Source organism: Sphingobacterium alimentarium (assembly GCF_004342685.1).
Lineage (GTDB): Bacteria > Bacteroidota > Bacteroidia > Sphingobacteriales > Sphingobacteriaceae > Sphingobacterium > Sphingobacterium alimentarium.
Genome location: NZ_SMBZ01000001.1, coordinates 25,466 through 44,295, shown reverse-complemented (window position 1 = coordinate 44,295; position 18,830 = coordinate 25,466). Strand labels below are relative to the sequence as shown.

Annotated in this window: 21 protein-coding genes; 8 read left to right on the top strand and 13 right to left on the bottom strand. The window is 39.0% G+C overall.

The window, feature by feature from the left end; genetic code table 11:
* Nucleotides 1-3: 3 nt before the first annotated feature.
* Nucleotides 4-1,098, bottom strand: coding sequence for a DNA-processing protein DprA (gene dprA / locus EDC17_RS00225; protein ID WP_132775785.1), 1,095 nt, complete (start codon nt 1,096-1,098; stop codon nt 4-6).
* Between the two features lie 100 nt (nt 1,099-1,198).
* Between dprA and EDC17_RS00220 the strand changes: the two genes are divergently transcribed.
* The 4 genes from EDC17_RS00220 (at nt 1,199) to EDC17_RS00210 (ending at nt 2,337) form a co-directional block, all read left to right on the top strand.
* Nucleotides 1,199-1,432: a hypothetical protein gene (locus tag EDC17_RS00220; protein WP_132775783.1), complete on the top strand. Its 234-nt coding sequence runs from the start codon at nt 1,199-1,201 to the stop codon at nt 1,430-1,432.
* Between the two features lie 211 nt (nt 1,433-1,643).
* Nucleotides 1,644-1,913, top strand: a complete 270-nt coding sequence (locus EDC17_RS16960) for a helix-turn-helix domain-containing protein (RefSeq protein ID WP_207895609.1) — start codon at nt 1,644-1,646, stop codon at nt 1,911-1,913.
* 14 nt (nt 1,914-1,927) lie between these two features.
* On the top strand, nt 1,928-2,065 hold the full coding sequence (locus tag EDC17_RS16955) for a hypothetical protein (RefSeq protein ID WP_207895606.1): 138 nt from the start codon (nt 1,928-1,930) through the stop codon (nt 2,063-2,065).
* Between the two features lie 14 nt (nt 2,066-2,079).
* Nucleotides 2,080-2,337 (top strand): IS3 family transposase, encoded by a 258-nt coding sequence (locus EDC17_RS00210; protein WP_132775781.1) that lies wholly within the window; start codon nt 2,080-2,082, stop codon nt 2,335-2,337.
* A gap of 192 nt (nt 2,338-2,529) precedes the next feature.
* On the opposite strand, the gene rsmG is transcribed toward EDC17_RS00210, so the two are convergent.
* Both rsmG and EDC17_RS00200 read right to left on the bottom strand, forming a co-directional pair.
* On the bottom strand, nt 2,530-3,165 hold the full coding sequence (rsmG, locus tag EDC17_RS00205) for a 16S rRNA (guanine(527)-N(7))-methyltransferase RsmG (protein ID WP_132775779.1): 636 nt from the start codon (nt 3,163-3,165) through the stop codon (nt 2,530-2,532).
* A gap of 45 nt (nt 3,166-3,210) precedes the next feature.
* Nucleotides 3,211-4,356, bottom strand: a complete 1,146-nt coding sequence (locus EDC17_RS00200) for a glycosyltransferase (protein WP_132775777.1) — start codon at nt 4,354-4,356, stop codon at nt 3,211-3,213.
* Between the two features lie 127 nt (nt 4,357-4,483).
* Between EDC17_RS00200 and tgt the strand changes: the two genes are divergently transcribed.
* From tgt to EDC17_RS00185, 3 genes are read left to right on the top strand one after another with little or no spacing between them, the layout of a single operon-like run.
* Nucleotides 4,484-5,614, top strand: coding sequence for a tRNA guanosine(34) transglycosylase Tgt (tgt, locus tag EDC17_RS00195; protein WP_132775775.1), 1,131 nt, complete (start codon nt 4,484-4,486; stop codon nt 5,612-5,614).
* 40 nt (nt 5,615-5,654) lie between these two features.
* Nucleotides 5,655-6,737 carry an LptF/LptG family permease gene (locus tag EDC17_RS00190; protein ID WP_132775773.1) on the top strand — a complete coding sequence of 361 codons (1,083 nt, stop codon included), beginning with the start codon at nt 5,655-5,657 and terminating at the stop codon, nt 6,735-6,737.
* Nucleotides 6,738-6,742: 5 nt separating this feature from the next.
* Nucleotides 6,743-7,642 (top strand): DMT family transporter, encoded by a 900-nt coding sequence (locus EDC17_RS00185; RefSeq protein ID WP_132775771.1) that lies wholly within the window; start codon nt 6,743-6,745, stop codon nt 7,640-7,642.
* 12 nt (nt 7,643-7,654) lie between these two features.
* Here the strand turns inward: EDC17_RS00185 and mnhG are convergent, their stop codons facing one another.
* The 8 genes from mnhG to acs form a co-directional block, all read right to left on the bottom strand.
* Complete coding sequence (gene mnhG / locus EDC17_RS00180; protein WP_132775769.1) at nt 7,655-8,068, bottom strand: monovalent cation/H(+) antiporter subunit G; 414 nt, start codon at nt 8,066-8,068, stop codon at nt 7,655-7,657.
* Nucleotides 8,061-8,333 carry a monovalent cation/H+ antiporter complex subunit F gene (locus EDC17_RS00175; protein WP_132775767.1) on the bottom strand — a complete coding sequence of 91 codons (273 nt, stop codon included), beginning with the start codon at nt 8,331-8,333 and terminating at the stop codon, nt 8,061-8,063. Before EDC17_RS00175 ends, mnhG begins: the two co-directional genes overlap by 8 nt.
* Nucleotides 8,330-8,806, bottom strand: a complete 477-nt coding sequence (locus tag EDC17_RS00170) for a Na+/H+ antiporter subunit E (protein ID WP_132775765.1) — start codon at nt 8,804-8,806, stop codon at nt 8,330-8,332. The genes EDC17_RS00175 and EDC17_RS00170 overlap by 4 nt, the downstream gene beginning before the upstream one ends.
* A gap of 1 nt (nt 8,807) precedes the next feature.
* Entirely contained in the window at nt 8,808-10,319 is a 1,512-nt protein-coding gene (locus EDC17_RS00165; RefSeq protein ID WP_132775763.1) for a proton-conducting transporter transmembrane domain-containing protein, read from the bottom strand.
* Nucleotides 10,316-10,672 (bottom strand): Na+/H+ antiporter subunit C, encoded by a 357-nt coding sequence (locus EDC17_RS00160; protein WP_132775762.1) that lies wholly within the window; start codon nt 10,670-10,672, stop codon nt 10,316-10,318. The genes EDC17_RS00165 and EDC17_RS00160 overlap by 4 nt, the downstream gene beginning before the upstream one ends.
* Nucleotides 10,672-11,097 carry a Na+/H+ antiporter subunit B gene (locus EDC17_RS00155; protein ID WP_132775760.1) on the bottom strand — a complete coding sequence of 142 codons (426 nt, stop codon included), beginning with the start codon at nt 11,095-11,097 and terminating at the stop codon, nt 10,672-10,674. Before EDC17_RS00155 ends, EDC17_RS00160 begins: the two co-directional genes overlap by 1 nt.
* A complete protein-coding gene (gene mbhE / locus EDC17_RS00150) occupies nt 11,097-13,412 on the bottom strand; it encodes a hydrogen gas-evolving membrane-bound hydrogenase subunit E (RefSeq protein WP_132775758.1) in 2,316 nt (771 codons plus the stop codon). The genes EDC17_RS00155 and mbhE overlap by 1 nt, the downstream gene beginning before the upstream one ends.
* 368 nt (nt 13,413-13,780) lie before the next feature.
* Nucleotides 13,781-15,697, bottom strand: a complete 1,917-nt coding sequence (gene acs, locus EDC17_RS00145; RefSeq protein ID WP_132775756.1) for an acetate--CoA ligase — start codon at nt 15,695-15,697, stop codon at nt 13,781-13,783.
* Between the two features lie 187 nt (nt 15,698-15,884).
* Here acs and EDC17_RS00140 point away from each other — a divergent pair, with 187 nt between their 5' ends.
* The gene (locus tag EDC17_RS00140) at nt 15,885-16,769 is read left to right on the top strand and encodes a UbiA prenyltransferase family protein (protein ID WP_132775754.1); all 885 of its coding nucleotides are present in this window, start codon (nt 15,885-15,887) and stop codon (nt 16,767-16,769) included.
* On the opposite strand, the gene EDC17_RS00135 is transcribed toward EDC17_RS00140, so the two are convergent.
* Nucleotides 16,734-17,660 (bottom strand): NAD(P)-dependent oxidoreductase, encoded by a 927-nt coding sequence (locus EDC17_RS00135; RefSeq protein WP_132775752.1) that lies wholly within the window; start codon nt 17,658-17,660, stop codon nt 16,734-16,736. The two genes, EDC17_RS00140 and EDC17_RS00135, sit on opposite strands and share 36 nt — an antisense overlap.
* 6 nt (nt 17,661-17,666) lie before the next feature.
* On the bottom strand, nt 17,667-18,830 hold the full coding sequence (locus EDC17_RS00130; protein WP_132775750.1) for an FAD-dependent monooxygenase: 1,164 nt from the start codon (nt 18,828-18,830) through the stop codon (nt 17,667-17,669).

Here is an 18,830-nt window from a genome sequence, read left to right as displayed (position 1 = left end):
AGGTTAGATTAATTTATAGGTTTTTCCGGGTAGCGAAGTAAGGATATTTTTCATTTCCATTTCGAGATGAACGATAGCCAATTTGCTTTGTAGCCAGTCGCAATAGAGGGCTATTTCGCCTATAGTCGTTTGCTCTTGTTCTTTGATATATTCATATACTTTCGTCCCGTCCTTTGTCATATCCACGGTCAAGAGGTTTAATTGCCGCGAAGTCGCCTTACTATCGTCTTTGTTCCAATTCATGAGGTAGGAAAGATCATCTACGTGGCGTATGATATGTGCACGATGGCTTTTGATAAGGGAATTGCAACCGACGGAATATTCTTGGTCAATTCTGTTAGGAAATGCGCATACATCGCGATTGTAAGTGTATGCTATCTCGGCTGTAATGAGCACTCCTCCCTTTTGTTCGGCTTCTACTACGATCGTGACATCTGCTAACCCCGCCATGATTCGATTGCGCATAGGAAAGTTTTGCCTAGGATTAATTCCAGAAGGAAATTCGGTGAGCAATCCGCCCTTTTCGAGCATTCGGGATGCTAATTCGCGGTGTGTAGCCGGATATATACGATCCTGCCCATGACCTAATACCCCAATTGTAGGAATTTGGTTTTTCAATGACTCACGATGCTCTAGGCTATCTAGACCATAAGCTAAGACGATGATGATTTGTACATTATTTTCTTTTAATTGCTGTATGAACTCTTCGCAAATTCTTTTTCCGTGGGAAGTAGCATTGCGAGCACCAACGATACCGATGACTCGAGAAGGATTGAGACTGATATTGCCTTTGAAATATAGTAATAGGGGAGCGTCCTCACAATTTCTTAGACGCTTTGGGTAATTCGAATCTTCTATCCACGCAATTTCTATATCATGTTTTTGGACAAAATTATATCCCTCTTCCGCATCTTTTAAATAGAATCTGGAGATAATGCTATTGGCGATAATTTCCCAAATATTGGGAATAGACAATAATTGTTTTTTTGAACTTCTGAAAATTTCGTCTACCGAACTATTGTATGCTAACAATGTACGGCTCAATTTAGGGCCAATACCTTTGATTTTGGTTAATGCGATTTTCTCAAGAATGTTCATAACTGGTAGTTTAAATATAAGGAATACTTTGTTTTTGTTCCAAACCTTTGCACCAATTTCTTTCTAGGAGTGTTACCTTTGTATATTAAAATTGAGAACTATGGAAATGAAAGAACCTTTTGATATAGAAATCGGAGAGATCGTATATTCTGTCTTTCCGGATGAAGAAGATACCTATACCATCTTCAAGGAGGGAAAAGAATATGTACAGATTATAAAAGATACAGGTACCAATTGGCTCAAGCTTCATCCTGAAACGGGATTGCCTCTCTTTGGTATGGATGAAGAAGTAAATCTCATTGGTGCAGAGATTACTAAAGAATTGGAAAGTTAAAATAGATTACGTTGTGAGAGAAAAAAAAGCAATATATATAGAATGCACTGCCCCCAAAAAGTTAGACACTTTCTGGGGGTATTTTTATGGAACGAAGAGTCAAATACGATGTAGCATTTAAGCTCAATTGTGTAAAATTAAATATTGAAAAGTATCATTCTATTTCTTCATATCCGAAAAAATATGGATTGAATACAAGGTTAGTCACACGATGGATTCAGACTATCGTATACTAGGATTGCAAGGGTTAATTTCAACTAAGAATAAAAGATATACGGTCGAATTTAAGTTAAAAGTTATTCGCGCAATTGAGCAAGAAAAACTAAGCTCAAGCCAAGCTAAATTCAAGTTTCATATACCCAATGCGAGTATTATTATCCAGTGGCAGAAAAAATATGCTACATTTGGATTGGACGGATTAACCCCAAAACGAAAAGGCCGTCCTGTCAAAAATATGAGTACTAATAAACGTAACCTCTAAAATCGAATAAACCATTGACTCGTGAAGAGGAGCTATTAAGAGAGAATGAAGAGTTACGTTGTGAGGTGGCATTCTTAAAAAAGTACAATGCCTTAATTCAAGCGCTGGAGGAACAAGAACGCCAGCAAAAATCCAAGCCATCCAAGAATTAAGGCAAGAGTTTGATATGACATTCCTCATTAAGTATGGCAAAGTAGTGAGAAGTACGTATTATTTCCATGAAAAAAAAGATAAAAAAGACAAGTATGATGTGATCAAAAACCTGATTAAAAGTGTTTATAACAAACATAAGGGAAGATATGGCTATAGGCGTATCACGGATGAATTGCGTAAGACAGTGTTTTTTGAATATAAAAATAAGCTTTCTATGGAAGAAAATAGCATACTTTTCAAGTTTGCTATTGGAACAAGTGTTAAGGGATGAATAATATTTATCCAGCTAGTTGATCAGTGTTGTGATGATTAATATATGGCTATTAAGTATTTTGATTTACATCTAATTTGAATCAATTTTATTCTAAAAAAAATCAAAACTAAACGATGGGCGAAGGAGGATGTAATAATTAAATTGGAATATATAAACGATTAAAGGAGAACTAAATGTTCTCCTTTATTTTTACATAGGTACGTAAACTACGTATTTGGTATCAAAGAAATCTTCTTTAAAATAGGAGGATAAAGGATGTAATTCTGCCTTCAGTTTGGATTCTTTAATTTCCTCTTTTAAGTCACCTCCTTTTAGGTAAAGAATACCATTCGGAATTGCATTTTTATCTTTTTTCTCAAACTTGTTGCGTATCCAAGGTGTGAAATCCGCCAGACGAGTAACTGCTCTTGATACGACAAAATCATATTTATAGTCTAATTGTTCTGCACGTATATGATCAGCTTCTACATTTTTCAGTCCTATGGCAGCGGCGACTTCACGTACTACCTTAATTTTTTTTCCAATAGAATCTACCAGATGAAATTGTACCTCAGGGAACATGATTGCTAATGGAATTCCCGGAAAACCACCTCCTGTACCTACATCCAAAATGCGAGTGCCGGGTGTAAATTCAGTGACGAATTTTGCAATACCTAATGAATGTAAAATGTGCTTCAAATAAAGACTTTCGATGTCTTTTCTTGAAATTACGTTGATTTGGTCATTCCAAAAAGGATAGACTTCTGCTAATTTGGTGAATTGCTCCTTTTGTTTTTCCGTAAGACGTGGAAAATAATTAAAAATAATATCTACTGATGGATTCACGATTGCTGTATTTAATGTTATTGTACAAAAGCATTTGTAGAAATGCTATTTCCAAGATTGTTGTTTCTTTTTACGATTGAATAATCCGTTAAGACAGATGTAAAAATAATAAAACACGTCCAATATAAGTAGCCAAGCTAATAAATCCTTTACAGCCAGCTTCTTGTATATGGAGGAGAATGTAATAAGTTGACAAAGATAACGCAGCAAAAACATACCTACACCCACAAACCATAACGATGGATAACAGGCGATGCATACTATCAACATGACGTAAAATAGAAATGCAGTAATCAATTGCGTGCCCAGCATACGCTGGTGGGATTTTTTGTAGACTACAGAAGCTCCGGAATGTCTAGCTTTTTGCTTGTAGTAACTTTTCCATGTTTCTTTTGGATTGGAATATACATGTGCATCAGGATGAATGGCAATATTTACATTCTGACGAGTGGCATTTTGATTGACAAATAGATCGTCGTCCCCCGATTTGATATGCATGTGCGCATTGAAACCTTTTCCTTTGAAAAATAGCGATTTCAGATAAGACAAGTTTCGGCCAACACCCATATAAGCATTCCTTTTCAAGGCATAGGATAAATAGCTCATGGCAGTATGTGCCGTCTCAAAACGTATCAACTTATTCAAGAAGCCTGTCTGTGGAAAGTAGGGTGAATATCCCAACACAATTTCTTTGTCTTCGGAATATGCACCTGCCATTTCTTTCAGCCAATTGCTGCTGTTGGGCATACAGTCGGCATCTGTCATGATAAGTAATTCATGCTTTGCCGCTTTAATTCCTAATGTTAAGGCAAATTTTTTGGAGTTCTTAAGTTTGATATGCTCTTTGATGTCGACCACATTTAAATGCGAATATTGACGTTTGAAGTCCTCTAATATCCATTTCGTTTCGTCGGTAGAGTAATCATTGACCACGATCACCTCGAAATTGGGATATTCTTGTTCCAGGATTTGGGGTAAAAATTGCTTTAGATTTTCCTGCTCATTATGCGCGCAGATAATCACCGAGACAGGCGGCAGGTCCGTTGTTTCTTGATAGGATTTTACTTTGTAACGAGAAAGTCTACTGTAGACAAACAGAATATAATACAGCTGTATGAGCAGTAGAATGCCTAATAAGCCATATAAAATATACGAGACTTGAAGTACGATTTCTAAATCAATATTCGCCATGAAGGTTCAAAGATAGAACGTTATTTTTTAATATTATCAGAAAACGGTTAAGAATTGCTAATTAAATTCCCTATATGAGGTAGGCTCGGAATTTTATAGTATTTTTGCACCTGATTTTAATAAGTATATGAAATTTACGCTTCAAGTTCAAGATAAACTATCCCAAGCACGTGCAGGAGTATTAGAGACCGCTCACGGAAAGATTGAAACCCCTATTTTCATGCCTGTAGGTACAGCCGGCACGGTCAAAGCGGTACATCAACATGAGCTGGTAAACGATATTCAAGCCCAAATCATTCTGGGTAATACCTATCATCTATATTTAAGACCCGGATTGGATGTCTTGAATAAAGCGGGAGGATTACATAAATTCAATGGTTGGGACAAACCTATATTGACCGACTCGGGTGGCTATCAAGTTTATTCATTGACGGAAGTACGTAAAATCCGTGAAGAAGGTGTCACGTTCCGTTCGCACGTAGATGGTTCGAAACATTTGTTTACGCCCGAGAATGTAATGGATACACAACGTATCATCGGAGCTGATATTATCATGGCATTTGATGAGTGTACACCATACCCTTGTGATTATAATTATGCGCGCCGCTCATTGGATATGACGCATCGTTGGCTAAAGCGTTGTTGTGACAGATTCGATAGCACGGAGCCTTTGTATGGTTACGACCAGACTTTATTCCCGATTGTACAAGGTTCGGTATATAAAGATTTGCGCGCAAAATCTGCTGAAGTAATTGCTTCATTCGAACGCGAGGGGAATGCTATAGGTGGTCTTTCGGTAGGAGAGCCAGCCGAAGAGATGTATGCGATGACAGAAGTTGTTACCAATATTCTTCCTAAAGATAAGCCGCGCTACCTGATGGGTGTGGGTACTCCAATCAATATTTTAGAAAATATTGCATTAGGTATTGATATGTTCGACTGTGTAATGCCAACTCGTAATGCCCGTAATGGAATGTTATTCACCCGTAATGGTATTATCAATATCAAAAATGAAAAGTGGAAAGATGATTTTTCGCCGATCGAAGCGGAGAGTGATTTGATGATGGATCAAGTGTATAGCAAAGCATATTTGAGACACTTAATTCGTTCACAAGAAATCTTAGGTGCCCAAATAGCATCTTTGCACAACTTACATTTCTATCTCTGGTTAGTAAAACAAGCCCGCGAGAAAATTATTGAAGGCACATTCTATGAATGGAAAGAGAAAATGGTAAAAATATTAGGTCAACGCCTATAAACATTTTAAGTTTTCATTTTTTACTGTTTAATTTGATACCATGAATATCATTGATCGCTATATCTTCAAGAAGTATATGACTACCTTCATTTTTACGGTAGCCATTTTTATTGTAGTTATCGTGATTTTCGATATTTCGGAGAAGTTGGATGATTTCTTGAAGAATAAGGCTTCCTTCACGGATGTCTTGCTCAAATACTATGCGTTAGGATCAGTACCATTCTTTTTAAACATGCTTACACCGCTTATCAACTTTATTGCGGTGATATTTTTTACCTCCAAAATGGCGGATCAAACTGAGATTGTGCCTATTTTGAATGGAGGAATGAGCTTCAATAGGCTGCTGCGGCCCTATATTTATGGTGCTTCCATTATTTTTGCTTTCACTTTAGTGTCAAATCTATGGATTCTTCCGGCGACCAATCGCATAAAAGTTAATTTTGAAAATGTATATGTGAAGCCGCATAAGGTAAGCACAAACACTTCATCGACACATATGCAGATTGATAGCAATACGTATGTGTATATCGAAACTTTTGATACCAAATCCGCTATCGGTTACAATTTTGTGCTGGAAAAGTTTGACGGAATAGAAATGACCGAAAAGCTAATAGCTGATCGGGTGGTATGGGATTCGACGATAAATAAGTGGCGCATAGAAAATTATACCAATCGGATTATCGCTGGATTGAAAGAAACGATGGAAAAAGGGGATCGTAGAGATACGACTCTAGACATGATACCACGTGACTTTGAAGTCTATGAGAATATCTTTACAGCTATGACAACCCAAGAACTCAACGAACGTATAGAAAAAGAGGAGACACGGGGTACAGGTATGATGACGGACTTGCTATTGGAGAAATACAAACGCTGGATAAGTCCCTTTGCCGCATACATCCTGACATTGATGGGCGTAGCGTTGTCATCGAAAAAAGTACGTGGTGGTATTGGACTGAGTCTGGGGATTGGTATAGGTTTAAGTTTTACGTTCTTGGTATTTAATCAATTCACGACTATGTTTGCGCTGAAGGGAGGATTTCCTCCGCTTTTGGCTGTACTTACTCCTAGTTTAGTGTTTTTAGTGTTGACCTTCATTTTGCTCAAAAAAGCACCTAAATAAAATTTATGAATTTCATTACACAACATCGTAATTTGCTAATACTTCATTTTACGGTGCTAATTTGGGGATTTACAGGAGTGTTAGGCTCCTTAATATCTACACCGGCTTTACAATTGGTGTGGTACCGCGTACTGATTGCCGCCCTGACATTGGTGGGTTATCATTTGGCCACGCGCAAAAGTATGGTCGTACCTACAGCTGATCTGCTGAAATTTATGGCTGTCGGACTTTTGGTAGGACTGCATTGGGTATTGTTTTTTCAGGCTATTAAAGTGTCCACCGTATCCGTTACATTGGTTACACTTTCTTCTCTGACTTTGTTTACAGCCATCTTAGAACCTCTATTCTATAAGAGAAAACTATACACCGGGGATATCATCGTAGGACTCATTATTATTTTGGGTATCTACCTGATTTTTAAATTCGAGTTTCAATATTGGTTGGGTATTGTATTGGGCTTAGGAGCTGCGGCTTGTGCAAGTATTTTTTCTATTTTGAATGGAAAGATGGTTCAAAAAACCAGTCCAAGTATTATTACACAATATGAAATGATTGGTGCATTCATTGGTGTCACAATAGTACTTTTATTCACAGGGAAATTTGATTCCCATATGATTCTATCTTCTACGGACTTGGTTTATTTGTTTCTTTTAGGTAGTGTCTGTACCGCTTTGGCGTATGTGCTGGGGGTTGCAGTCATGAAGGAGCTAAGCGCTTTTACTGTGGCTTTAGTGACCAACATGGAGCCGGTTTATGGTATCATATTGGCATTTTTCTTCATCGGAAGCACCGAAAAGATGAGCATGGGTTTTTATGCAGGTGCAGTTTTGGTACTTGCTGCGGTATTTGTTTACCCTACGTTGAAAACCAAGATGCAGCAACGTCTGCAACGCGCTGCACACTAATCCGGAGTCCGATTAGTCCGTTTCGTCTTCTGTTTTTGCAATCTGTTCTTCTGGTTCTTCAGCAGGCGGCTCGGCATCATTTTTCAGCTCGTGTGTTTCTTTATCATACATTCCCGCCAGCTGGTCTACTATTGTTCCTTTCCACAAGGGTGTTCCTGTGAAATAGGCGGCTCTACCTATCATATGGGCAGCAATGGGTGAGGTGATAATAAGGAAAAATGTAATGGCCAAGGCTTTCGTACTCACTGAAATATCCGGGAATATAATTGCAGCACAAAACAAAAGTAAGCCTACACCTAAAGTCGCGGCTTTTACAGTTACCGAAAGGCGCAAATAAAAATCCGGCATCCTCAGAATTCCCAAGGAAGCAAAAAATATCGCAAAAGCACCTATCGTGCTCAAAATTCCTATAATAATATTAATCATCTTCTCTTTTTTCTATGTAAAATGAAAAGGCTACTGTTCCCAAAAAGGCTATAAGTGCAAGCATGATCGCCACATCCAACAGCACGATCTGATTCGACCGAATAGTGAAAATCGTAATGATCCCAATACCAATGGTGATAATGAGATCCAGGGCTATTACTCGATCCACTACTTTGGGACCTTTTATCAAACGTATAAACACCAAAATAACCGATATAGTCAAAATGGGTAGGATAAAGTAGTCAAAATAGGTTTCTAGTGTCATCGTATCGCCTCCAATAATCGTCTTTCTAATCCTGTTTTCATATCGCGGACAAATTTTTCCGGATTATTCAAATACATCACGTGTATATACATCGTGGTCTTGTCCTCACTAATATCCACGATGAGTGTGCCTGGTGTCAGAGATATCATCGTAGACAAGAGATTGATCTCCGTGTCTGTCTTTGCATTGAGCGGGAATTTTACTATTCCTGGACGCATGAAGAAGTTGGGAGTCATTACATCATAGGCTACTTGTACATTTGCTTTAATCATTTCCCAAATGAAATAAAATACAAAACTGATAATGCGCGGTACCTTATAGAAATAACTTCTATCGCCATCTGTACGATTCATGATCCATAGAATACCAAAGCCGAGCATAAATCCAAACAAAAAGTTTGTATAATACATCGATCCAGTAAGCGCTACCCAGATGAATGATAGCAGTAAGTTCATTAAAAACTGTTTAATCATACTATAAATTTTGATTACCCAATACTGCTTGAACATATGCCGAAGTATCCAGCAGTTGATCCGAAATTCGGTCTACTAGCTGCACAATTTCTTCCGCGTTTAATCCGATAAATAAAGTAGCAGCTGCTAGAATTCCTATCGGAAGCACCAATAATATTTTGCGAGCCAATGGTAGGGGCTCAAATTTGTCTTCAATGTCCACATTTGCTGGCACATCTTTCCAAAATACTTCTGACCACATCCGTGCAATGACAAACAAGGTTACAAAACTTCCGAAAACCAAAGCGGCTACAAAAGCATAATATTCCAATGTGAAAGCCTCTTTAAATAAGAAAATTTTAGGCCAAAAACCTGAAAGTGGTGGAATGCCGACTAATGAGAACAGGACGATAGCTATCAATAAAGAGGTTTTTGGATATTGAGCATACAATCCACCCAGGGATTTCATATCCATGGTACCACGTTTATGACGTATCAATCCTGCAATTAGGAACATATTTGTTTTGACCAGAATATCATGAAACAAATAAAATAGTGTACCCATCAAAGCTACCTTGGTAAACATCCCAATACCGCCAATCATAAAACCTATATGACAAACGATGAGGTAGGAAAACAGACGGCGAATATTTAATTTGATAAGCGCACCCATACATCCTGTAATAATCGTCAACACCGCGAGTACCATTAATAGGTTGCGCGTGAAATCGTCTGGAATAAATATAAGACTGAATACCCGCAACATGGCATAGATACCCACCTTGGTCAATAGCCCACCAAATGTAGCCGCTACGGCCGAAGGAGGCGTGTGGTAAGAGGAAGGAAGCCAATAGTACAGCGGAAATACCGCTGATTTAATACCAAAGCCTATTAAAAAGAAGGTTGAGGTGATGCCTAACAAAAACTGATTATTTACCAATTTAATCTTTTGGGAAAGATCAGCCATATTCAAAGAGCCTGTAATACCATAGAGGATACCGATTCCCGTTAGGAAGAATGTAGAAGCCAAGATATTCAATGCCATATATTTCACGGCGCCTTCCAATTGGGTTTTGCGCCCACCCAATGTCATCAGTACAAATGAGGAAATGATGATAACCTCAAACCATACGTATAGATTAAAGATGTCTCCCGTGAGGAATGCACCATTAAGCCCCATGACCAAAAAGTGGAAAATCGGAAAATACCCATATAGCATACGCTGCCGGCTGATGCCCGTGGACGAAAATAGGGATACTGCCAAGCCTGCTAACGAGGTAATAAGAACCAGCGTACTACTTAACAAATCCGCAACAAAGACAATTCCAAAGGGAGCTTCCCAGTTGGAAGCATTCAACGTAAGAATACCTGTCGTATATACTTTTGTAAATAAGCGGATAGCCACCAAAAGCCCCAAGAATGAACCAATGGCACTGATTACTCGCTGTGTCGCCGTTTTCCTCCAGGCCACAAGCTGTAGGATAGCGGTGAATAAATGTATAAATACCGGACCTAAAATGTGATTGTCAATCATATATCTTCCTCCTCCGGTGTGTTTAAATCGTCCAAATCATCTGAATCTACGAGGGCATACACACGCTTCAACAGAACAATGGCAAAAGCGGTAAGTGCGAAACTAATTACAATAGCAGTAAGTATCAATGCCTGCGGAATCGGATCAGCATATACATCCTGAAACATTTTGGCCGCCTCATCAATCACAGGGGGCTTCCCTTTGGTGATACCGCCCAATAAGAATATCAACACATTGGCGCCAGTACCCAAAAACATAATACCCAATAGAAGTTTTACCATACTTCTACGCAGTATCATATAGACACCCGCACCATATAGCAATCCTATTAATATAATAAGTAATAACTCCATTAATTCTTTTCTTCTAAATTATTAAGTGAAATGGTAAATAATATAGTTAACACTACACCTATAACCACGAGATAGACGCCCAAATCAAAAAATAAGGAAGACCCAATCATCCCGATAAATGGTATGGGCTCTTCAAACCATAATCCTGTCATCGGCGGATAACCAAATAAGAGGGGCAACGTCACACTAATGGCAGACACCCCTAATCCAATAGGTATTAGAGAGAGCGGTTTTCTTTTCAATATTTTCATCGTAGCTTCCGTGCCATTGGCAAAACTGTGTAATACAAAAGCAATCGAGGCTACTAAGCCTCCTACGAACCCACCGCCAGGATAATAATGCCCTCTCAGCAGTAAGAAAAAAGAAAATAGCAATAGAATGGGCAACAGATATTTTGTTGCGGACTGTAATATTGGACTTTTCATTATTCTTTCTCTGATGATTTTAAACGTAAACGAATCAAACTATAAACACCTAAAGCAGCAATACTCAACACTACAGTTTCAAACATGGTATCAATTCCTCTGAAATCAACCAATATCACATTTACGACGTTTTTACCTTTTGCGAGTAAATAAGCATTTTCGCCATAGAAATCAGAAATTTCTGTCGAAATAGGTTCTGACCACACTTTCAGAGCTACTAAGGATAAGATAATTCCAAAGCCAGTGGCTACTATCGCATCCCTCACCATTATACCTCTATTGGTCATGTTGATAAATGGAGGAAGTTTGTACAGCACAAGTACAAATAATACAGTCGTAAGCGTATCAATAGTAAATTGCGTCATCGCTAGATCTGGAGCACTATAAATTACGAAGATCAAACAGATACAGTATCCAATGACACTCATCGCCACTACAGCGGTTAGTCGGGATGCCGTACTCACTACTAAATAGAGCGCGCCTATTAAAATAAATATGACTGCAACTTCGTATAAGTCCGGATACGTCAGATCCCACATATCCAATGAAATAGGGCCACTCATCCACAGTCGATAAGCGAGTAAGGCTTCTGCGAAAAGAATAATCTTAAAGTGGTATGACCTTAAGTACCCATTGTGAAATATACCAGTATACCAATGCCCCACACGAACAATATCATTGGCAAATCCTGTGATTATACGTTGCGGGGAAATGCTATTCAGCTTTTCGATCCTTGCGAGTTTTGCTAAACTTGGTTTGTTGATAGCGTAAATTAATGTACCACCGAGTAAGGTTACAACACTGAGAGTAAATACCGTATTGAAACCATGCCACACTTTTAAGTAGGACTCGGTATTCATCCCCCAAATGGTGTTCGAAGCCGCAGTCGTAAAATAATCGCCTGCTATAGCGGGCAGGACACCAAAGAATACACCAAGAATGGCGAGTATGAGCGGTGGAATCCACATGGCTTTGTAGGGCAGGTGGACTTTTTCAAATTTTTCTGGAAGCGGACCTACAAAAGGCTTAATCCCGGCCATGAAACCTGCTGAAACCAAGGCTATATTGGTAGCTACCGTAGCACCTGTCAATATCCATGTCCAATCCGCGTTGGTATAATGCAAAGTAGCTTCATAAATCAGATCCTTACCCACAAATCCAAACGTCAAAAAAGGAAAGCCAGCACTAGACAAAGCCGCCAAAAATGCCGCGATTGCTACAGGAAAAAGAACTTTGCGCAATCCACCTAATACAGTAATATCTCTCGTATGCGTCTCATGATCTACAATCCCAGTCACCATGAATAACGTAGCTTTATAAAGTGCGTGTACAACTATAAATACACAAGCAGCTACTACAGCTTCTTTTGTACCCACGCCCAACAAAAATGTTAATATTCCTAAAGCCGATATCGTAGAATAAGCCAGAATAGCTTTCATGTCTATTCGGAATAATGAATGTATGGCTGCATAAAGCATCGTAATTCCACCTACTACCATGAGTGTAGTATTCCAATAAGTATGGTTTCCAAGAATTGGTGTGAATCGCGCTAATAAATATATTCCGGCTTTTACCATTGTCGCCGAGTGCAAATAAGCGGAGACCGGGGTAGGTGCTTTCATCGCTCCGGGCAACCAAAAGTGGAAAGGAAACTGAGCCGATTTGGTGAATGCACCTATAAATAACAATCCGATGATAAGCGGATAAAATTGGTGATTTAAGATCGTATCACGATGCTGGATTAATTCTGTAATGGTGTATGTGCCTGCAATATTTCCCATTAGCACTAGTGCTAACAGTAAAAAGAAGCCGCCTATACCTGTAATGCTCAAAGCAGTAATTGCACTTTTTCGCGAGTCCGCACTGTCGTTGTTAAAGCCTATCAGAAAGAAAGAACTTATACTCGTCAGCTCCCAAAATATAAATAGTAATAGAATATTATTGGATAAAACCACTCCCAGCATGGCTGACATGAAAAGAAGTAGATAGCCAAAAAAGCGATCAAAATAAGGGTGTCCTTTCAGGTATGCTCGTCCATAGAAAAAAATACAACTGCCTATTCCTGTAATAAGCAGAGCGAATAGCGAGGAAAGACCGTCAAGTTGAAATTCAAAGTTAATGCCTAAGGATGGTACCCAATCATAGTGTTGCAAAAATCCTTTGCCTGATGATATAGTGGGAATCATCTGTGCAAAATATATGACTAATATAGTTGGCAGAATGGGTATTAATATACTCCATTTGGCTTTGAATGCTCTGCCAAAAAATACAAGAACTATCGAAAATATTAATCCTGATAATACAGCTAATAGCATTTACTCTCTCTTATGAATTTATAGATTCCATAAAAATAATAAAATTAGGCGGTTTTTGTGTGGATTAATTGATAGATTTTGATTTTAGAAGGCTGTTTTTGCAATTTTTAATCAATTAATTGGGCAACTCCGCATGAGGGAATATCAAATTTTTGGCTCCAAAATACAAGAGCCATTGAGGTGTTTGTCGTGTGTTAAAAAGTATATTAAAGAGCAGTTTTGACAATCTAAGTAGCTGTTAAGACTTAGTTTGGGAGTTATGGTGTTGAGTCAATTAGGTTTATTCAAAAAAAGAGGGGGAGATTTGTGTTCGTAGGGCTTAAAAAGAAGAAAGGGGCACTTGGCCCCTTTCCATATGGATTTATTCCTTATTTTCTTAAATTTTTAGCTCCTTCGACGATTTTGTCTACCACCGTAGGATCCTGCAATGTAGAAGTGTCACCGAGACTTCCTAATTCGTTCTCTGCAACCTTGCGCAATATTCTTCGCATGATTTTCCCTGAACGGGTTTTTGGTAAGTCCGTTACGAATTGAATGATGTCCGGTTTTGCGATAGCACCGATTAATCGTGTAACCGTCTGCAGAATATCCTGTCTAGTTTTATCTGCGTCAATGTGATGATTCGCAATAACGTAGGCGTAGATACCTTGACCTTTCACCGGATGTGGGTAGCCTACTATTGCAGATTCTACCACGTCCGAGTGCATATTAATCGCATTTTCTACTTCGGCAGTTCCGATGCGGTGACCTGATACATTCAATACATCATCTACACGGCCTGTGATGCGGTAATAGCCTTCCGGGCTACGGTAACAACCATCCCCTGTGAAATACATATTTTTGTATGTCGAGAAATAGGTTTGTTTACAACGCTCATGATCTCCCCATGTCGTACGTAACATACCCGGCCAAGGGAACTTAATACATAAGTTTCCTGATACATCATTACCTTCAATTTCTTTACCTGTCTCATCCATCAAACATGGCTGAATACCTGGTAGTGGTAACAAGGCATATCCTGGGATTTCTGGAGTAACGCCTGCAATAGGGGTGATTAAGTGACCGCCATTCTCGGTTTGCCACCATGTATCCGCAATCGGACATTTGCCTTTTCCTACTTTATCTTTGTACCAATGCCAAGCTTCTTCGTTAATTGGCTCACCTACGGACCCTAATACACGAAGGGATGATAGATCTTTAGAATCCACATATTCATCGCCAAAAGCCATCAACGAACGAATAGCTGTAGGCGCTGTGTACAAGATGTTTACCTTGTATTTGTCTACTATATCCCAATATCTACCTGCATCTGGGAATGTTGGGATACCTTCGAACATTAATGAAGTTGCACCCTGCGAAAGTGGGCCGTATACAATATAGCTATGACCTGTAATCCAACCAATATCTGCTGTACAGAAGTACACTTCTCCTGGTTGATATTGGAAAGTATTGGCAAAAGTATAGCCTGTATATATCATATAACCTGCAGTTGTATGCACGACACCCTTAGGTTTTCCTGTAGAGCCAGAGGTATATAGGATAAATAAAGTGTCTTCTGCATCCATTTCTTCAGCAGGACAAGCAGGATTACCTTGTGTTTCTACTTTTTTGATCTCGTCTTCCCACCATACGTCACGACCTTTTAACATCGAGATCGGCGTACGTGAACGTGTTAATACAATTACTTTGTCAACAGATTTACATTGCATCAATGCATCGTCAACGATAGTTTTAAGCTCTAATACTTTATTTCCACGGAAACCGCCATCCGCAGTGATGACTAATTTACACTCAGCATCATTGATACGGTCTGCGATAGATTGTGCAGAGAAACCGCCAAAGACAACAGAATGTATAGCACCAATACGAGCACAAGCTAATACAGCAATTACCAACTCAGGAACCATCGGCAAGTAGATACATACACGATCCCCTTTTTTGATATTATTGTTTTTTAAAACATTGGCGAATTGCTCAACCTTGTTCAAAAGTTGTTTGTAAGTCAAGACACGATGTGCCTCAGATGGATCATTAGGCTCCCAAATGATCGCCGGTGTATCTCCATTTTTATAGATATGTCTATCCAGACAGTTCTCGGTAATGTTTAATTTTCCTCCTTCAAACCATTTGATCTCTGGTTCGGAAAAATTCCAATTCAGTACATTCGTCCATTTTCTTTTCCAAAAGAAATTATTTGCAATCTCTCCCCAAAATTCCTCTGGATTTTCTACACTTTTCTTGTAAGCGTCCTGATACTCCTCAAAAGTTTTTATTTGAAAACTCATCTCTTTTTCTCTAAAATTTCTATAGGTTTACTTAATTATTATACTTAGTTATCCAATTCAGACATTTATTTATTTGATAGAGTAAAACGTCTGATGCTGAATCTAATTTAATTTTTTTTGGCATAAAAGCGAATAAGAATTAAGATTCTTGACAATAAAATGTGGTTAATATGAACAAATAAATGTTATGAAAATGCATGTTGGGCCCTGGAAATTTTTGGTTTTTACCAACCTCTTAATTGCCTTTGCGGCGACGGCTCAGACATTGCTCAGCTATAAGATTTTTGATCTACCTTATAATTATTCCATCGTTCTTTTGGAATTTGCATCCACACTATTACTTTATAATCTTAGTATCTGGATTTCGAAGCCAAAAGATTATAGCAAGTCACCTTATGAGCGTACGCGATGGATATTTAGCCATCAGTCGTTATTTTATTTATTCAATGTATTAGCTTTTGTACTCTTAGGCTATGCCCTGCTTCAGGTACACTTATATACTTTTATCTATTTGGGATTTATAGGGCTATTGAGCCTAGGGTATGCAATTCCTGTTTTTAGAATACAAGGTAAATGGCAAAGTTTGCGGCATATTCCCTACATGAAAGTGTTTTTCATCGCGTTTATTTGGTCCTTGAGTACAGTGGGCTTGGTATATATAGAAAGTTTCAGTGGATTGCAGGCTATAGGTTGGGATAGGGTGCTTTATCTTCTGATGAGCAAATTTCTATTTATTGTGTTGGTGACGCTACCATTTGATATTCGGGATATGAAGCAGGATTCTTTTTATCATCTCAAAACTGTACCATTACGACTCGGGCGCCATCGGACGGAGCGATTATGCTATTCGCTTATTGTTGCGCACTTACTTCTTGTACTATTCATGCCTACTACGCTTCCAGTACAGATGGGTTTGTTAGCTTGTGATATGGTGGTTTGGATATTATTTAAAACCATCATCTTGCAGAAGCAGGATAGTTTTATGCAGGTATACCTGTTGGATTTGGTGCTAATACTGCAATACATTTTCTGCCTATTAGCTGTTCAAATAGCGAATTACCTTATCCGCTAAAATATCCGAAAGCTTAAAATAACTTTCAAAAGTCCAACCTGCTACGTGCGGGCTTAATAGGACATTATCTCTTTTTATTAATTCCGGATACCAATCTTGTTCGCCTAATGCAGGGAATTTTTCCACAGGAAGGACATCAAAGGCAGCACCGATTATTTTACCCGAATCTAAGGCATTAAGTACCGCAGGAATATCGACTATTCCTCCGCGAGCACCCATCAGAAAGAAAATAGGTTTACGGAAATGATATAAATATTCCGCATTGATCATTCCTTTGGTTTCACGGGTCAGCGGAATGTGAAAACTGACAACATCAGCCTGCTTTACGATTTCCTCCATAGACACTTCCGTGGCATACTGATCCGAAAATCCCGTTTTGTACTTGTCATAAGCAATGACTTTGACATCAAAACCCGAAAGTTTTTTTGCCATAGCTTGGCCATTGTGCCCATAACCGATTAATGCAACGGTTTTTCCTTTGAGTTCGTAGCCTCGGTTTTCTTCGCGCTTCCAGAAGCCCTGACGGATTTCGGTATTGCCCCGATTGAGGTTATTCATCAGACTCAATAACATGCCGATGAGATGTTCGCCTACGGCGTCACAATTCCCTTCATTGGCAGGAAGAAGTTGTATGCCCTTTTGTGCGGCATACTCTTCGTCAATATTGTCCATTCCAGCACCTGCTCTTCCGATGAGTCGCAGCGGTGGCGCCAAATCAATAAATGCTTGATCGACTTGAAATTTAGAACGGATTATCAAACCTGAATATGCTGAGATGATTTCTTCAGCTTCTGTACGCGTGATGTTGGGTTGATAACTGTATGAAATATTTGCTTTGTCAAACTTCTCCAAAAGAACCTCGTGTACGTCATCTACTATTAGAATATTCATGATCTGTTATTTTTCAATTTTCATAAAATCCACCGACAGAAGTTGGGTGAGCCCAGATTGAGCGAGCGTTGCGGGCAACCACTTCATGATTTGATTGCGAATAGCGACTAAGAAGGCATTGTCCCACTGTGAAATCTCACCAATCCTTTTTGATGTATCAGTGATGTATTTGGTGCGTTTCAAACGGCGTTTTTCAAAATTACGGAAGGCATCCGTCACCGCTTGGTTTTCCTTTAATTCATCCATCAGCACAGCCACATCTTCTAATGCCTGACAGGCACCTTGACCAAGATTGGGTGTAGTAGCGTGCCCCGCATCGCCAAGCAAAAGGATATTCCTATAAGCTAAATGGGACAGCGGTTTGATATCTATAATGTCATTCCAGATCAAATCTTCATCCTTAGTTTCCGCTAATATGGTTGGAATAGGGTTGTGATAATCTCCAAAATATTGTTTTAAATCTTGAACGGTATAATCTCTGTAAATAGGATTATTTGCTTTACTGTTGACACAAGCATACCAATAGATGCGGTTTCCGACTAGGGGCGTCATCCCAAATCGTCCTTGGGTACCCCAAGTCTCTGAACCTTTGTCTAGCTGAATGCTACTATTGTCTATTGTGGCGCGCCAGCAGGTGTATCCCGAGTAACGTGGCGTAGCATTGGGGAGCAATTGCTGACGCAAAGGTGATTTTACACCATCGGCGATAAGCAAATATTTGGCCCTGATAAGTGTGCCGTCTTCAAAATAAATTTCGATGAATTCGGAGTGACTCTCAAATTTAATTGCTTTTTTGGCGAGCAATACATCTTCAGTCTGCAATTGAGAAAGTAGATAAAGGTGTAAATCCGCACGATGTATGGTGAAGTTTTCCTGATTGTATTGTTCCGATAATTTTTGCGTGTCTGGGGCCAGAAGAACTTGACCTTTTTGGTCCAAAATGTGATAGGAGTTGGTATAAAAACCCAGTTTCTCAATATCATGCTTTAAACCCATCAAATCCAACGCCTGCATAGCGTTTGCTGCCAACCCAAAGCCCGCACCTATACCTTTGAGTTCTTTCGCTTGCTCAAATACTTTGAATTCACGACCCAATTGGCTTAATCCAATTGCAGCTGTTAATCCAGCAACGCCGCCGCCAATTATCGCAAATTCAGTATCAATATGCAT

Bases quoted from the DNA above. Each gene is read 5' to 3' on its own strand.
- dprA (WP_132775785.1), bottom strand. From the start codon at position 1,098: ATGAACATTCTTGAGAAAATCGCATTAACCAAAATCAAAGGTATTGGC.
- EDC17_RS00220 (WP_132775783.1), top strand. From the start codon at position 1,199: ATGGAAATGAAAGAACCTTTTGATATAGAAATCGGAGAGATCGTATAT.
- EDC17_RS16960 (WP_207895609.1), top strand. From the start codon at position 1,644: ATGGATTCAGACTATCGTATACTAGGATTGCAAGGGTTAATTTCAACT.
- EDC17_RS00210 (WP_132775781.1), top strand. From the start codon at position 2,080: ATGACATTCCTCATTAAGTATGGCAAAGTAGTGAGAAGTACGTATTAT.
- EDC17_RS00200 (WP_132775777.1), bottom strand. From the start codon at position 4,356: ATGGCGAATATTGATTTAGAAATCGTACTTCAAGTCTCGTATATTTTA.
- tgt (WP_132775775.1), top strand. From the start codon at position 4,484: ATGAAATTTACGCTTCAAGTTCAAGATAAACTATCCCAAGCACGTGCA.
- EDC17_RS00190 (WP_132775773.1), top strand. From the start codon at position 5,655: ATGAATATCATTGATCGCTATATCTTCAAGAAGTATATGACTACCTTC.
- EDC17_RS00185 (WP_132775771.1), top strand. From the start codon at position 6,743: ATGAATTTCATTACACAACATCGTAATTTGCTAATACTTCATTTTACG.
- mnhG (WP_132775769.1), bottom strand. From the start codon at position 8,068: ATGATTAATATTATTATAGGAATTTTGAGCACGATAGGTGCTTTTGCG.
- EDC17_RS00175 (WP_132775767.1), bottom strand. From the start codon at position 8,333: ATGACACTAGAAACCTATTTTGACTACTTTATCCTACCCATTTTGACT.
- EDC17_RS00170 (WP_132775765.1), bottom strand. From the start codon at position 8,806: ATGATTAAACAGTTTTTAATGAACTTACTGCTATCATTCATCTGGGTA.
- EDC17_RS00165 (WP_132775763.1), bottom strand. From the start codon at position 10,319: ATGATTGACAATCACATTTTAGGTCCGGTATTTATACATTTATTCACC.
- EDC17_RS00160 (WP_132775762.1), bottom strand. From the start codon at position 10,672: ATGGAGTTATTACTTATTATATTAATAGGATTGCTATATGGTGCGGGT.
- EDC17_RS00155 (WP_132775760.1), bottom strand. From the start codon at position 11,097: ATGAAAAGTCCAATATTACAGTCCGCAACAAAATATCTGTTGCCCATT.
- mbhE (WP_132775758.1), bottom strand. From the start codon at position 13,412: ATGCTATTAGCTGTATTATCAGGATTAATATTTTCGATAGTTCTTGTA.
- acs (WP_132775756.1), bottom strand. From the start codon at position 15,697: ATGAGTTTTCAAATAAAAACTTTTGAGGAGTATCAGGACGCTTACAAG.
- EDC17_RS00140 (WP_132775754.1), top strand. From the start codon at position 15,885: ATGAAAATGCATGTTGGGCCCTGGAAATTTTTGGTTTTTACCAACCTC.
- EDC17_RS00135 (WP_132775752.1), bottom strand. From the start codon at position 17,660: ATGAATATTCTAATAGTAGATGACGTACACGAGGTTCTTTTGGAGAAG.
- EDC17_RS00130 (WP_132775750.1), bottom strand. From the start codon at position 18,830: ATGCATATTGATACTGAATTTGCGATAATTGGCGGCGGCGTTGCTGGA.